12 protein-coding genes are annotated in these 14,628 nt (G+C 44.7%); all 12 read left to right on the top strand.

The window, feature by feature from the left end:
• Window positions 1-83: 83 nt before the first annotated feature.
• The 12 genes from caiA (at window position 84) to CRECT_RS09380 (ending at window position 14,451) form a co-directional block, all read left to right on the top strand.
• Complete coding sequence (caiA, locus tag CRECT_RS09435; protein ID WP_004318587.1) at window positions 84-1,220, top strand: crotonobetainyl-CoA dehydrogenase; 1,137 nt, start codon at window positions 84-86, stop codon at window positions 1,218-1,220.
• A 213-nt stretch (window positions 1,221-1,433) separates the two neighbouring features.
• On the top strand, window positions 1,434-2,645 hold the full coding sequence (gene caiB, locus CRECT_RS09430) for an L-carnitine CoA-transferase (RefSeq protein ID WP_004318307.1): 1,212 nt from the start codon (window positions 1,434-1,436) through the stop codon (window positions 2,643-2,645).
• 1 nt (window position 2,646) lies between these two features.
• Entirely contained in the window at window positions 2,647-4,224 is a 1,578-nt protein-coding gene (caiC, locus tag CRECT_RS09425; protein ID WP_004318541.1) for a crotonobetaine/carnitine-CoA ligase, read from the top strand.
• A 196-nt stretch (window positions 4,225-4,420) separates the two neighbouring features.
• Window positions 4,421-5,701: an FAD-dependent oxidoreductase gene (locus tag CRECT_RS09420; protein WP_004318538.1), complete on the top strand. Its 1,281-nt coding sequence runs from the start codon at window positions 4,421-4,423 to the stop codon at window positions 5,699-5,701.
• Window positions 5,698-5,979, top strand: coding sequence for a ferredoxin family protein (locus CRECT_RS09415; protein WP_004318259.1), 282 nt, complete (start codon window positions 5,698-5,700; stop codon window positions 5,977-5,979). The genes CRECT_RS09420 and CRECT_RS09415 overlap by 4 nt, the downstream gene beginning before the upstream one ends.
• Before the next feature lie 27 nt (window positions 5,980-6,006).
• Window positions 6,007-7,170 carry an Opr family porin gene (locus CRECT_RS09410; RefSeq protein ID WP_004318475.1) on the top strand — a complete coding sequence of 388 codons (1,164 nt, stop codon included), beginning with the start codon at window positions 6,007-6,009 and terminating at the stop codon, window positions 7,168-7,170.
• Window positions 7,171-7,388: 218 nt separating this feature from the next.
• Window positions 7,389-8,063, top strand: a complete 675-nt coding sequence (locus CRECT_RS09405; protein WP_157752360.1) for a TetR/AcrR family transcriptional regulator — start codon at window positions 7,389-7,391, stop codon at window positions 8,061-8,063.
• Between the two features lie 110 nt (window positions 8,064-8,173).
• A complete protein-coding gene (locus CRECT_RS09400) occupies window positions 8,174-8,872 on the top strand; it encodes a response regulator transcription factor (RefSeq protein WP_004318604.1) in 699 nt (232 codons plus the stop codon).
• On the top strand, window positions 8,863-10,035 hold the full coding sequence (locus CRECT_RS09395; protein WP_004318457.1) for a PAS domain-containing sensor histidine kinase: 1,173 nt from the start codon (window positions 8,863-8,865) through the stop codon (window positions 10,033-10,035). The genes CRECT_RS09400 and CRECT_RS09395 overlap by 10 nt, the downstream gene beginning before the upstream one ends.
• A 106-nt stretch (window positions 10,036-10,141) precedes the next feature.
• Window positions 10,142-11,536 carry a hypothetical protein gene (locus CRECT_RS09390; RefSeq protein WP_004318256.1) on the top strand — a complete coding sequence of 465 codons (1,395 nt, stop codon included), beginning with the start codon at window positions 10,142-10,144 and terminating at the stop codon, window positions 11,534-11,536.
• Between the two features lie 10 nt (window positions 11,537-11,546).
• A complete protein-coding gene (locus tag CRECT_RS09385; protein ID WP_004318461.1) occupies window positions 11,547-12,698 on the top strand; it encodes an MBL fold metallo-hydrolase in 1,152 nt (383 codons plus the stop codon).
• Window positions 12,691-14,451, top strand: a complete 1,761-nt coding sequence (locus tag CRECT_RS09380; RefSeq protein WP_004318287.1) for a CobW family GTP-binding protein — start codon at window positions 12,691-12,693, stop codon at window positions 14,449-14,451. Before CRECT_RS09385 ends, CRECT_RS09380 begins: the two co-directional genes overlap by 8 nt.
• The last annotated feature ends 177 nt before the right edge of the window (window positions 14,452-14,628 follow it).

Raw genomic sequence — 14,628 nt, 5'->3', positions numbered from 1 at the left:
GGGTTATAGTTTTAAAATTTAAAAACAAGCGGAAGTATCGCGAATCAAAGCGAGACGACGCGTAAAATAGAAAGGATATAGATATGATGGATTTCAAACTAACCGACGAGCAAGAGCTTTTCGTTGCAGGCGTTAGAGAACTTATGGAGAGAGAAAACTGGGAGGCGTATTTCGCTAAATGCGACGAAGCGCACGAATATCCAATCAAATGGGTAAAAGAGCTAGCGGAGCTTGGCGTAGATACTATGCTGCTTCCTGAGGAGCACGGCGGCATGGACGCTAGCTGGGTAACACTAGCAGCTATCTGGGAAGAGCTTGGCAGATGCGGCGCGCCTACATACGTGCTTTATCAACTTCCGGGATTTAGCACTATCCTAAAATACGGCTCGCAAGAGCAAATAGATAAAATTTTCGCTTTCCGCGGTACGGGCAAACAGATGTGGAACTCCGCTATCACAGAGCCTGGCGCCGGTTCAGACGTCGGTAGCCTAAAAACTACTTACACTAAAAAAGACGGCAAGGTTTATCTAAACGGACAAAAATGCTTCATCACTTCAAGCGCGCACACTCCGTATATCGTCGTAATGGCAAGAGACAGCCAAAGTGAAAAACCGATCTTTACCGAGTGGTTCGTAGATATGAGCAAGCCGGGCATCAAGCTAACTCCGCTTGATAAACTAGGCCTTAGAATGGATAGCTGCTGCGAGATCGTGTTTGATAACGTAGAGCTTGAGGAAAAAGACGTATTCGGCGAGTACGGCAACGGCTTTAACCGCGTTAAAGAGGAATTTGACGCAGAGAGATTTTTGGTCGCTTGCACAAACTACGGCATAGCTTACTGCGCATTTGAAGACGCGGCAAAATACGCAAATCAGCGCGTACAGTTCGGCGAAACTATCGGCAGAACTCAGCTCATCCAAGAGAAATTCGCTCATATGGCGATGAGACTAAACGCTATGAAATATATGGTTTATAGCACCGCTTGGAAGATGGATCAGGGCCTAAACGTAACCGGCGAGAGTGCTATGTGTAAATTTTACTGCGCTAACAACGCATTTGCGGTAGTAGACGATGCGATCCAAGTTCTTGGCGGTATCGGCGTAACGGGACATAGAGTTTCAAGATTCTGGAGAGACCTAAGAGTCGATAGACTATCTGGCGGTTCAGATGAGATGCAGATCCTAACTCTAGGCCGAGCGATCTTGAAGCAATACAGATAGTCGGGTTTTTCAAAGGGGACAAGGGTGGCTACTTACGAAGCGACCCCCTTATCCCCCCTTTTGATCCCCCAAACCCCCAGCACGTTCAAGGTGCAAACATAGCGCAAATTAAAATTTGCGCGTTTGCGTTTGTTCGTCTGGCTAGTGTTTTAAAATATTAATGTTTATAAAAATAAAGTGATATGACGCACTCTAAATTTAGAAAGGAAAAAGATGAAATTTAATACACCAAAATTTGGCCCCCTCTCCGGCGTCAAAGTAGTATTTTCGGCGATGGAGATAGCAGGACCGTTTTCGGCGCAAATGCTTGCCGAATGGGGAGCGGACGTTATCTGGATAGAAAACTCAAAATATCCGGACACCATAAGAGTTCAACAAAACTATAAAGAGCTTAGCCGCAGAAATTTATACGCTCTTTCGCTAAATATCTTTAGCGACGAGGGCAAGGAAATTTTCTACAAACTAATAAGCGAGTGCGACGTATTTATCGAAGCGAGCAAAGGCCCTGCGTTTGCTAAAAAAGGAATTACCGATGAGGTTTTGTGGCAGCACAATCCAAAGCTAGTCATCGCTCACCTCTCGGGCTTTGGTCAATACGGCGATCCTGAATACACCAATCTAGCCGCTTATAACACGATCGCGCAAGCATTTAGCGGATACTTGATCCAAAACGGCGATCAAAATCAACCTATGCCAGCGTTCCCATATACGGCTGATTATATGTGCGGTATGTGCGTAACAAGCTCCGTGCTTGCGGCTCTTTACAACGCGCAAAGAACCGGCAAGGGCGAGAGCATCGACGTAGCGATGTATGAAGTAATGCTAAGAGTCGGCCAATACTACATGATGGACTACCTAAACGGCGGCGAGATGTGCCCAAGAATGATCAAAGGCAAAGATCCGCTTTACGCAGGATGCGGCCTATACACGTGCAAAGACGGCTATATCGTATTTGAAATCGTCGGCTCATATCAGGTAGAAGAGATGTTTAAGCTTCTCGGTATCAGCGATCTTTACGGCGGCGATGACGTACCTGTGGGCACTCAGCTAATCAGCCGCAAGATGAAGGTAAACGATAAATTTGAAGCCGCGCTTGATAAATTCTTCGGCGAGAGAACTATCGAAGAGTCGCTTAAAATTTTAGCCGATCTAAAAGTAGCGGGCGCAAAAGTGCTTGAGGTAAGCGAGCTGCAAAGCAATCCTCAATATATCGCACGCGACAGCTTCACTACATGGAAAAACGAAGCGGGCAAAGAATTTAAAGGTCCAAACGTAATGCCTAAATTTAAAAACAATCCTTGCGTAATCTGGCGCCCGATGCCAAGCTACGGCGAGGATACGGCCGACATCATGGCTCACCTAGGCTATACGAACGAGCAGGTTCAAAAGCTAAACGACGAAAAAATCATAAGGGTGAAAAAATAACATGGATATGATAGGCAAGAAAAACCTAGGCGCGTATTTTCGCGAGCTAGCTCTCACTCACGCAGACAAAACGGCGATCATTTGCGAAGACGCCGAGGGGCGAATTTCAAGCCTATCATATAAAAATTTGGATGAGCGTATCAGCCAAACGGCAAATTTGCTCAAAAGCCTAGGCGTAAAAAAGGGCGAATTCGTAGCGATCCACCTGCTAAACAGCATAGAGTACGTCCTGGCCCTCATGGCTATAGCAAAGCTAGGCGCGATAGCCGTGCCTATAAACGCCAACTACGTTTACGCCGATGCGCTCTTCATCATCCAAAAAACAAAGCCCGTAGCCGCTATAACGCAAGGCGAGTTCGTTAAAATTTACGAGGAGATCGAGGAGAAAAACTATAAATTTAAGAACGGAATCGTTCTTATAAAGGCGCAGGGCAGCTCCCGTGGACACGTAGATTTTGATAAAGAGATAAAAAAGCAAAGCACGCAGCTTAAAGAGGAGGAGTTTAGCAATCTATGCCCGGCCGAGATTATTTTCACTTCCGGCACCTCGTCCTTTCCAAAGGGCGTGCTGATAACGCATTATAATCTGCTTTTTGCGGGATTTTATACCTCTTGGCAGATAAATTTAGAAAGCAGCGATATCTATCTCACCGCTATGCCGCTTTGGCATATAGACGCGCAGTGCACCGTTATGATGCCGACGTTTTCCAGGGGCGCAACGCTCGTGATTTTGGAGAGATTTTCGGCTCGTAAATTTTGGGATCAGATCCTTTATCACAAGGCCACGATCACCGAGTGCATACCCAAGATGATCTGCACGATGATGGTGCAGCCCGTTAAAGCGAACGAAAAGGATCACTACCTAAGACAGATGCTTTTTTACCTGGGTATCGCGCAAAAAGATATGGACGATTTCTTGCAGAGATTCGGCGTAAAAAGCGTGCTAAGCTCGTACGGAATGAGCGAAACGGTCGTTGGACTCATCGGCGATAGACCGAGCGAAAAGAGAAAATTCCCCTCTATCGGCAGAGTGGGCTTTTGCTACGAAGCAAAGATCGTGGATAAAGACGGCAAGGAGCTGGGCGCGAACGAAAAGGGCGAAATTTGCGTAAGAGGCGAAAGGGGCAAAACGATCTTTGACGGATATTTCGAAAACACCGAGGCTACGAACAAAGCCATCGACAAGGACGGCTGGCTGCATACGGGCGATATCGGATATTTTGACGAGGACGAGTATTTTTATTTCGTCGATAGGGACGTAAATTTGATAAAGGTTGCAGGCGAGAACGTCTCTAGCGTAGAGGTCGAAACCTATCTGCAAACCCACGATAAAATTTTTGAAGCGGCAGTAATCGGAGTGCCGGATAACTTTGATAATGAACTGATAAAAGCATGCGTAGTGCTTAAAGAGGGCGAAAGCCTAAGCGAAGACGAGGTCAAACAATACTGCGCGCAGGGGCTTGCCAAATTTAAAGTCCCGAGCATCGTGCGGTTTTATTCGTCTTTGCCCAAAACCTGTACGGAAAAGGTAAAGAAAAACGTGCTCAGAAGCGAGCATTTGAACGAAAATTTAAAATAAGGTTCGTTGTGCTCGTAGGGCGTAACAAAGCGTCTTGGAGCTAGGTTAAGATTACTAGATATAAGCGGAAGTATCGCAAAGATAGGCTAGGCGACTTTTTGCGAGATGAGGGAGTTTATGTTTTATAAATGACCGAAGTTGAGCAAAAAGGCAACGACGCATATCAAAGCGAGACGACGCGTAAAAAAGGAAAAAGATGGATGAAAAATTTGACGCGATCATCATCGGCGGCGGCATCGCCGGCTGCATATCGGCGTATCTGCTGGCAAAGGAAGGGCTTGAGGTGTTGCTCATCGAAAGAGGCAACTTTATAGGGGCTAAAAATATGAGCGGCGGCAGAATTTACGCGCACAGCATCGAGCCAGTGTTTCCAAATTTTGCACAGATCGCGCCGATCGAGAGGCTGATAACTCGCGAGAAGCTATCGTTTATCACCGCGGACGACAACGTCACGATGGAGTACGCTCTAAAGCCTAGCGAAAACAAAGCCGATCTATCGTATTCGGTTTTGAGGGTCAAATTTGACGCGTGGCTGGGCGAAAAAGCCGAGGAGGCTGGAGCTTCTATAATAGCGGGCATCAGAGTGGACGATCTTATTAAAGAGGACGGCAAGGTTTGCGGCGTGATCGCGGGCGGCGAAGAGATGAGAGCCGACGTCGTAATCGTAGCGGACGGCGCTAACTCCACTATCTGCTCAAAATACGGTCTAGGATACGAGCTAAATCCGCATACCTGTGCGGTCGGCGTAAAAGAGATCATCGAGCTCGGCAAAGACAGGATCGAGGATATCTTTAACGTAAGCGGCAACGAAGGCGCTGCGTGGTTATTTGCCGGAAGCGCGTCAAACGAGCATATGGGCGGCGGATTTTTATACACCAACGAAACTTCGATATCTTTGGGCGTAGTTTTCGGTCTACACAACTCGCACGTAAGCGATATGAGCGTGCCTGCGATGCTGGAAAATTTTAAAAACCACCCTGCGGTTAAGCCTCTTATCAAAAACGGCAAAACGACGGAGTATTCGGCTCACATCGTGCCTGAGGGCGGGTTAAATTCTATCAAAAAGCTAAGCGATCACGGCGTGATAGTAGCAGGCGACGCGGCGGGTCTTTGCCTAAACGTAGGATACTCCGTACGCGGTATGGATCTAGCGGTAGAAAGCGGCGTTTTAGCGGCCAAAGCGGTGCTAAAAGCTAAAGCTGCGGGAGATTTTAGCGCAGATAGCTTGTCGTACGAAAAGATGCTTGATGCGAGCTTTGTAATGAGCGATCTTAAGCTTTATAAAAATCTGCCTGAGTTCTTGGGTAATGAGAGAATTTTCGACGATTATCCGAAGATGATGAGCGGCATTATGAAAGATCTTTTCGTTATAAACGGACCTAGCCGGCCGCTAAGAAGTAAAATTTTGCCGAGACTTAAGAAGGTCGGCTATATGAATCTCATCAAAGATGCATTTAAGGGAGTGAAGTCGATATGAAAACCGTAAACGTTGATGCAAAACTAAGTTTAGATAAATTTTTCGTAGATGAGAGTAACGCGCATATCGAGCTTGTGGATGATATAAACACAAGCGAGTTTGCAAAGCTAGAGGTCGCATGCCCGGCCGGACTTTATAAAAAGGACGAAAACGGCTATCACTTCGACTACGCGGGCTGTCTGGAGTGCGGTACGTGCAGAGCGCTTTGCGGTAACACCATAATCAAAAAATGGGAGTATCCAAGCGGTACTTTCGGAGTCGAATACAGAGAAGGCTAAAAATAACTTTTTTAAAAGGAGAAAAACATGAATAGAAGTTTTGCTTTAATGGCTACGATCGCATGCGCGGCCATTGCGGCTAACGGCGCCGATACGCTTGAAGAGGCGTTTAAAAACGGCAAGGCGAGCGGCGACGTGTCCGCTTATTACGAGAGTCGCCACGTAGATAAAGGCGATAAATCGACATATTTTAACAACACCGCTTGGGCTATCGGCTCGGTCGGGTTAAAATACGAAACCGATTTTTACAAAAGCTTTAAAGGCGTCGTAGGTTTTAGAGGCAGCGTGCCTTTTTACGAGGACGATAAGGATTTTGATACCGGACACGGCAAGGGTGATTCTACCGAGAGGATATACGAAAATAACAGATTTATGCTCTTAAATTTATACCTGGAGTATAACGCCTACGACACGGTCGTAAGAGTCGGTCGCCAAAATATGAACTCAGATTGGGTCACGAAGGTAAACGACGGCGTTAGCGTAACGAACAGCTCGGTTTCAAATTTGACCCTAGACGCTCTTTGGACCAGAGCTCGCGGCAAGGTTCAGCTAAACGAGATGTTTAGAGTGAAAAAGATCAATAAAAACAAAGGACTATTCGCGGGCGGCGCGACGTATAAATTCGATAACGGCCTAGCGTTTAGAGGCTACGTTATGCACGCGAGCGATATATTTACCGGATACGGCGCTAAAGCGATGTACGACGGCTCTATTACCGAGGATTTCGGTATGGGCGGTATGATCCACGTTACTCGAACCAGCGAAAGGCATGCCGACGACGGCAAGCTGTTTGATACCTCCGTCTACGCTAAGTATCAAGATCACAAATTTACCGTAGGCTACACTCAAACTGGCAAGAAAAACGGCTGGGGTAGCTTTAACAAAGCGGGCGATAACATCGTGCAGTTTGAAGAAGGCGACGTAATGTACGAAAGAGATGTCAGAACCGTTTATACGATGGTATCTACGAAAGTGCAAAAACTATCTATCGACGCGATACTGGGCACGACTAGCTACAAGCTAAAGGGCGGCGACGAAAAGAGATACAGACAGCACGAATTTAGCACGTGGCTAAGCTATCCGATCTTAGAAAATTTGAGCGCGATAGTTAAATTTGATAAAACGATAAAGGCACAGCCTTATTATCCTGCTATGACGCAAGTGAGTGCGGGACTTAGCTATACGTTCTAAGCTGATTAAAATAAGCCGAATTTGTCTTAAGAATTCGGCTTTTGTATATTTTAGAGATATGGTATTTGTCTAAAAATATTTTAAGCGGGTTAAAATTTTTTAAAGGAAATTTAAACTACAATCCTTTTTCAAAAAAGACGTATAATGAAAATCGTAAATTTATTAGATAGGGTTTGTTTATGGGCAAGGACGAAAGAGCGAATATAAAAAGATCTCGTATGATGAAATACTTTATAGACGCCGCTAACGAGATAATAAAAAAAGAGGGAATAAGTGCCGTAAATATAAGAAATACGGCTCATTTGGCGGGCTACTCCAGCGCGACGCTTTATAACTACTTCGATAACCTGACTCATTTGGTTTTTCTAGCTACGTTTAATCAGCTCGAGGAGTATAATAAAGCCTTGTCGGACTGCATAGCCGAATGTAAAAATTCGATCGAAGTTTATATGAAGGTTTGTAAATGCTTTTGCGATTTTGCTTACGAAAAACCCGAAATTTACGAGATACTGTTCTTTTCGCACAACGACGGCAAATTTAATGATTATATCGAGCAATACTACAAACTATTCCCAAATAAAAGCTATAAAAATTTGCCCAATTTCTTAGGCAAGATGTTTAAGTCCAACGATATTCATAAAAGAAGCCTTTTTATGCTCGAAAACTGTATCAAGGAAGGCTGCTTGGATGAGCTAAACATAAACGATTTTAACGATATTTGCTTGCGTTTTAATAAAACCATACTGCAAGACGTTAAGGAGAAAATTTTATCCAAAGATGAGGCTACTAAATTAACGCTTAGATATTATTACCGAATGTTTTATTGTTATATAAACGAAGAATATCGGCATTTATTGGACGATAGCTATAATGACTTAATGAAGGCTTCGTAAATTTCATAGCATAAATTTAGCTCGTCAAATTTATAAATCAAAGACGGAGCATTAAACGCAAAGACTTTTGTTATAATACGATATAAGACCGATTAGAAAGGTTTTAATCAATGAAAATAAACTCTATCAAGGATGCGATTTATCCTTTGCGCGCCCTATATGTCGAGGACGATAATGAGGTAAGGCAGCAGACTGCAAAAATTTTAAAACTATTCTTTCATCAAGTTATCGACTGCGGCGACGCTCAGGAAGGTATCGAGAAATTTAAAGCAAGCAAAGCGGGTATTGTTTTTACCGATATCAATATGCCGGGCATTAACGGGCTTGAGATGATAGAGCGGATCAAACAGATCGATCCTTTGGTAAAAACGGTCATTTTCTCAGCCTACGACGAGTCTAAATTTTTCACCAAAGCCATATCTATCGGCGTGGACGGCTATATTCTAAAGCCTTTTACGACCGAGGATCTACTAAGCGTGCTTGAAAAAATCACGCAAAGCATCGAAACGAAACCAGGAAAGTTTATTTATCTAAGTGGCGATTTCGTGTGGGACAAGCAGAGTTTAACCCTATGCAAGGCGGGCGAAATTATCAAGCTAACTAAAAACGAAACCTCTTTGTTGCAGCTGCTTTTAAGCTCTAGCGGACGGATCGCAAGCGGTCTTGAGATAGAAAACGAGCTGTTTGAGGACTATGGCGAATATGACGACAAACGGGTAAGAAATATCATATCCAGATTTCACCGAAAAATCGGCTATAAGCTGATAGAAAATATCTACTCACAAGGATACAGGATAAAATGGCGATAGTAGACATCAAAAAAAATCATCAGAGATTTGAGACGATATTTTCAAATTCCGGCGTCGGCATCTTCATCGTGGATAAGAAAAGAAATATTATGGAGTGCAACGAGACCTTTTGTAAAATTTTCGGCTACGAATACGACGAGATCATCGGCAAATCCGCGCAAACCATACATCTAAGCGAAGAAAAATACTTGCACTTCGCAGACATCGCCTTTAATAAAGTAAGAAAAAACGAGGCTCTGCAGCTAAACTACGAGCTAAGGCACAAAAGCGGCAAAGGGCTGTGGATTAGAATTTCGGGCGATTCCATATCGGGAAACGACGAGGTGCTTTGGATAGTGGTGGATATCACCAAAAGAGTGATGGCGGAGAAGAAATTAAAACAAAGCAGGCTGAAGGTCAAACGGCTAAATTTAACGCTCAACCACGAGATCGAAGAGCAGCTAAAGCTCATAAGGCGCCAAGACGAGCAGCTGCAGTATCAATCAAGGCTCGCACAGATGGGCGAAATTTTAAATATGATAGCGCATCAATGGAGGCAGCCGCTATCTGCTATCTCGGCTACGGCTTCGTATCTAAGCACTAGTTGCTTGATGGCGGATAAATTTGACAAAACAGCTCTTTTGGAGGAGCTAGGTAAGATCGAGCAGTATTCCAAGCACCTATCCGAAACGATCGACGAGTTTAGAAATTTCTTTAAGCCCGCTAAGATCAAGGAGGTTACGAGCCTGGAGGAGCTTTGCAATATGGCGATAAATATCGCAAAAGCGATACTGCAAAACCAAAAGATTAAAATTTACGCGAAATACGGCTGCAACCAGACTTTGCTCACATATAAAAACGAGGTTTCGCAGGTTATTTTAAACATCATAAAAAACGCGCAGGACGCCTTTTTGGAAAGAAATATCGACGACGGCGTTATCGAAATTTCAACCTACATCGAAAAGTCCTACCTTTGCCTAAGCGTAAAAGACAACGCCGGCGGCATCAAAAAGGAGATCGCGGATAAAATTTTCGATCTGTATTTTTCTACCAAAGCCAGCAAAAACGGCACCGGCATCGGGCTATATATGTCAAAGATCATCATCGAAGATCACTGCAAGGGCTCGCTCGTCGTAGAGAGCCTAAAAGGCGGTTCAAATTTCATAATCAAACTTCCGAAATGAAGCTTTTCTGAGACAATTTAAAATTTAATCCAAATTTACGCTACAAATGAGCTGCACTCTTTTTATATAATTTAATAAAGATTAAATTTTATGTAAGGAGGAAGCGATGAGCGAACCTGAAGAGAAAATTTATCTGGAGGAGCGGAAGCTTGTTAGAAAGTATTCTCCGCTCAAATCGGCGCTTGTAAACACTCTGTTTTTGTTTGTGGTGTTTTACGCATCGTGGTGGATCTTTCAAGATCCTAGGGGAGTGATGAGGATGTATACCCCTTATGTGGGATATATGTGGTGTAGATGGCTGCTCGTAGTCATCATCTGGATCGCGTATATTTTTGATTTTTGGCCTTTTAAAAGAGAGTGGCTCTATAATGCGGGGCCGGCGAAAAAGGGCATTATCTTTACGGTGATGGTATTTTTTACCTTCTTCGTATTCTTAAAGATATTCTTCGAATTTATTTTAGGCGAGCTTGCCATATCGTATTTTAGCCCGCGAAGACTTGCGGAGCTTGGCATAACCGATTTTTACGCTCTTGAGTACTCGGCTCAGGCCATTTTGATGTTTGCTGCTATCGCGTCGTGGCTCAGCCCCTCTTGGGTGGTGGCTGCGGATAATTCCCCGTGGCAGAAGCTAAAGCAGCCCGTTAAAGGCTTTACCGTTTTTATCTGGACCTTTTTGCTAAGTATGATTGTATATTTCGTATTTTTCCACTCGCAAATGGGAATTTTATTCGATCCGTGGCAAAAATACACATCCATTACTCCGCCTTGGTGGCACAACTTCGCCGATACCGTGCACGGAAATTTCAATATCGCGTGGATTATGTGCTGTACCGTTATGGTCTGGGTGTATGAAACTATCTGGGAGAGGTATCCTTTTAGCCTTATTAAAACGAACTGGCTTAGAAGGGTGGCGTCGTTTTTCGGCATTATAGCGATGGCGTTTTGCTTTTCGTTCTTCTTTTACTATCTGCAAGAGCTCATCTGGGGCGTGCATATTAGAGGCGACAGGAGGCTTTTTGCGCCCGATTGGCGATGGCTGCACGTAGGCGAGATAGCTATATTTTGGCTGGTGCCGGTGCTATTTATTAAATTTTACTGCAACAACGCGGTCAATAAATTTTCAAAGCCCGTCAATATCCTTCTTAGAACGATCATAAGCATGGTAGCGGCCATCGTCCTATACTATGTCTATTATCAGGTCTCGCACTTTTTACTAGGCACCCAAAAGGGCTTTTCGCATCCGCAACAATTCCCTATGATTCCTATGATCTGGTTTATCAACGTTATGCTGATAAATTACTGGTTTATGGACGGCTGGCCGGGCTGGAAGCTTGCCGGCAAGAAAGAGGAAGCGAAGGAAGCGGGCGAGGAAGACGATTTTAGAAATAAAAATTCCATCAAAGGCTTGGTAGTGGGCTTTATCATAGGCGTAGTCATCTATCTCGCCGTAGTTTATCTAGCGCCTGCCGTGGGCAATATGCTTACAATTTTTAATAAATAAAGGATCCGAGATGAATGAAGCTAGAAGAGATTTTATAAAAGGCGGCGCGGCGGGCATAGGGCTCGGAGCGCTCGCATCGATGGGGGTGTTTTCATACTCTCCTGCGAGGGAATTTTTTCTTCCGGATGAAGTGCGAAAGATGACCGATTTTGGCGCGATTAAAAGCGTCGAGGTTACTAATATCTCCGAAACAAGCTGGTTTGATAACTCGATGCTGATGGGAGATATAAAAGGCGCAGGAGGACTGCTAGTCAATCAATATCTATTTAACTGGCCACCGTTTGGTAACGGTAAAGGGCTTGCTAAGGGTAGCTACGAAGAGGGAATTTCACAAATCAAGCATCTTCTACCCGATAAGATCGATGAGGCGTGGGAGGTAACCAAAAAACTTTCCGTAAATCCCGATAACGCGGGCGGCTACTCTGCTCTCATAGAGATAGAGCGTCTAAACGGCGAAAAGAAAAAATATCTGCTTGATTGCGGCTGGTCCTATAAATGGATGCACGAGTGTTTTAAGCGGGAGGGGATCGACAAGATGCTGCAAAGCGGCGAAATAGACACCCTCATAATGTCGCACGAGCACTATGATCACTTTTGGGCGCTACCCGTCGTTTTAAAATACAAGCCGGACATCAGGATCATAATCCACGAAGGCTTTTACCCGGAGGGCAGACAATATATCAAAGATTCTGGTCATAAGGGCGAGCTTGTAGTGTTTAAAAAGGGCAGAAACGAGATTGAGCCCGGAATGTGTACGTTTTGCTATGACTGCCCTATCATTACGAGGGTTTTTGGCGAGCAGTCGATCTTCGTAAACGTCAAAGACAAAGGTCTTGTGAGTATCACGGGCTGCTGCCATCAAGGCATCATTACTTTTTCGGACTCCGCGCATAAGGAGCTTAAGTACGATAACGACCAACTCTACGGGCTTTACGGCGGACTTCATATCTCGCCGTTTGACGACTGGGATCCAAAATACGACGATCTGGTTATCGGGCTGAAAAGATGGAACTACCAGGTCATGGCGTGTAACCACTGCACGGGTTTGCTGACCGTGCAAAAATTCGTCCGCGAGGGCTATCCGATCGTAAAGGGCACGGCTAGATTTAGAACCAAAACGTCCGATTATCTGGGCAACGGCGATAAGGTTAAATTTGGATAGAAAAATGGAATTTCAAGATATTTTCCCTTTGAAATTTAAATACTCGTTTGAGGATTACAGGTCGCTTATGAGATGCATATTGATGAAATCTCTTTACGATAGCGACGTAAAATCCTCAAGCAGGTATCAGGGGATGTATAAGGGGAACTATTTTAACGAATGTTGGAGCATCAAATTTGGCTTTTACGGCGGAATTTACGGCATCGTTTTGCGAGAGGTGAAAGATGGCGCGGGCGTATTTGAGCTTTATTATTTCCCCTCCGCAAACGACGAACTGCTCGGTAACGTCTCGCTTTTTGAAGCCGTTTTGGCCGGAGAGCCGGACTTTTTGACGAAGGTGCGAAATTTCTCCGCGCACAAGGAGCTTTTAAATAACTTCGGCGTCGCTACGATCTATTTAAAGCCGCAAGAGCAGGGCATAGCGCTATCTTTTAAAACAAAGCTCAGAGATAGATCGTACGCAAAGGACGGTGTGCGCATAGAGGGCAAGCAGATCATCGCAAAAGAGGGGCTCGATAAAAATTTCCCCTGCTTTAGGGTATCGCTTGCGTTTATGAACTTTTTGCATATCGCGCTTTGTAAAATTTACGAGCCGCGCTACGAGAGCTTTGAAATTTACAAAAAAGCGGCTCGCGCCGTAATCTACGACAAAGATCGAAATTTAAAAAGCAAAAAAGATCCGCTCTGCGGCGAAATTTTTGTAAATTTAATCTACGGCGAGGACGCGGGTGACGGATGCTTTAAATTTAACGATAAATCCTTTAAGAAGCTGCCAGGCTCGGCGCCTTTGTCTAAATTTTTGCTGCGCTTAGCTAAAGAGGATAAAAAGCAAATTTTTATGCAAGGCGGCGAGCGGCCGAATTTTTTCATCATCACCGGCTATCTGGGCTCTGGCAAGACGAAATTTATCCAAAATTTCATCGAGCACGAAACGGCGCAAAATAGATTTATGGGCATCATCCAAAACGAGATCGGCAAAATCGGCCTAGACGGTGCGCTACTGGACGCCAAATACGCGCTCGTAGAGATTGATGAAGGCTGCGTTTGCTGCTCCATGGCGGGGCAGATCAGGCTCGCGATCTCGCAGCTAAAGCCCAAAAAGCCCGATAGCATCGTGCTTGAAACCACGGGCGTCGCCAATCCTTTCAATATCTTAAGCGAGCTAAACGAGATCAAAGACGCGGTCAATCTATGCGCCATCGTCACCATCGTCGATGGGGCGAATTTTTTAAAAGAGCGGGGCAGATCAAAAATAATGCTCGAGCAGATCAAGGCCGCCGACGTCATAGTGCTCAATAAAATCGATCTGATCTCAAGCGAGCAGAAGGAGCGGATACGACAAGCTTTGATCCAAAACAACCGCTGCGCCGAGATATTCGAGACGGTGGGCGCCGAGCTAAATCCAAACTATCTGCTCTACCGCCAGAGCGATACCTCGTATATTGCGTCCGTCCTGCTTGAGGGCAAGATGCATGCTACGCACGAAGACGAGGGGATAGTCTCGTTTAAAAAAGATCTTCCCGAGGGCATCGATAGGCAAAATTTCATCAAATTTATGAGCGATATACCGGAAAATTTTTACCGCATCAAGGGGCTTGCGAGCTTCAAAGATGATGAGGCGCAATACGTCGTGCAGTTTGTAAACGGTAAATTTGAGATAACGCCTTTTAGCGACCGCAAACGCTGCGATAATTTTTTGGTTTTCATCGGGCGAGGGATAGATGAAAGCGCTTTCTCGACCGAACTTTTTTAGAGCTTAGAGATCAAATGGTTTTGATTTATAGAATAAATTTGTGCGCATTTTGAACGGCGATGCGGCACGACTTTATAAAAACGATAGAATGCCGCCGCCAAACATTAAATTTAAACACAAGTTGACTCGAACTCTTGCGGTAAATTTCCCGAATTGATCGCTGCGCTGGGATTTATG

It is taken from the genome of Campylobacter rectus, from assembly GCF_004803795.1.
Lineage (GTDB): Bacteria > Campylobacterota > Campylobacteria > Campylobacterales > Campylobacteraceae > Campylobacter_A > Campylobacter_A rectus.
This window is presented reverse-complemented; position numbering and strand designations above follow the sequence as displayed.

What these genes read in the sequence shown, in the direction of transcription:
- caiA (WP_004318587.1), top strand. Translation starts at nt 84, where the DNA reads ATGATGGATTTCAAACTAACCGACGAGCAAGAGCTTTTCGTTGCAGGC.
- CRECT_RS09420 (WP_004318538.1), top strand. Translation starts at nt 4,421, where the DNA reads ATGGATGAAAAATTTGACGCGATCATCATCGGCGGCGGCATCGCCGGC.
- caiB (WP_004318307.1), top strand. Translation starts at nt 1,434, where the DNA reads ATGAAATTTAATACACCAAAATTTGGCCCCCTCTCCGGCGTCAAAGTA.
- CRECT_RS09410 (WP_004318475.1), top strand. Translation starts at nt 6,007, where the DNA reads ATGAATAGAAGTTTTGCTTTAATGGCTACGATCGCATGCGCGGCCATT.
- CRECT_RS09390 (WP_004318256.1), top strand. Translation starts at nt 10,142, where the DNA reads ATGAGCGAACCTGAAGAGAAAATTTATCTGGAGGAGCGGAAGCTTGTT.
- caiC (WP_004318541.1), top strand. Translation starts at nt 2,647, where the DNA reads ATGGATATGATAGGCAAGAAAAACCTAGGCGCGTATTTTCGCGAGCTA.
- CRECT_RS09385 (WP_004318461.1), top strand. Translation starts at nt 11,547, where the DNA reads ATGAATGAAGCTAGAAGAGATTTTATAAAAGGCGGCGCGGCGGGCATA.
- CRECT_RS09415 (WP_004318259.1), top strand. Translation starts at nt 5,698, where the DNA reads ATGAAAACCGTAAACGTTGATGCAAAACTAAGTTTAGATAAATTTTTC.
- CRECT_RS09400 (WP_004318604.1), top strand. Translation starts at nt 8,174, where the DNA reads ATGAAAATAAACTCTATCAAGGATGCGATTTATCCTTTGCGCGCCCTA.
- CRECT_RS09405 (WP_157752360.1), top strand. Translation starts at nt 7,389, where the DNA reads ATGATGAAATACTTTATAGACGCCGCTAACGAGATAATAAAAAAAGAG.
- CRECT_RS09395 (WP_004318457.1), top strand. Translation starts at nt 8,863, where the DNA reads ATGGCGATAGTAGACATCAAAAAAAATCATCAGAGATTTGAGACGATA.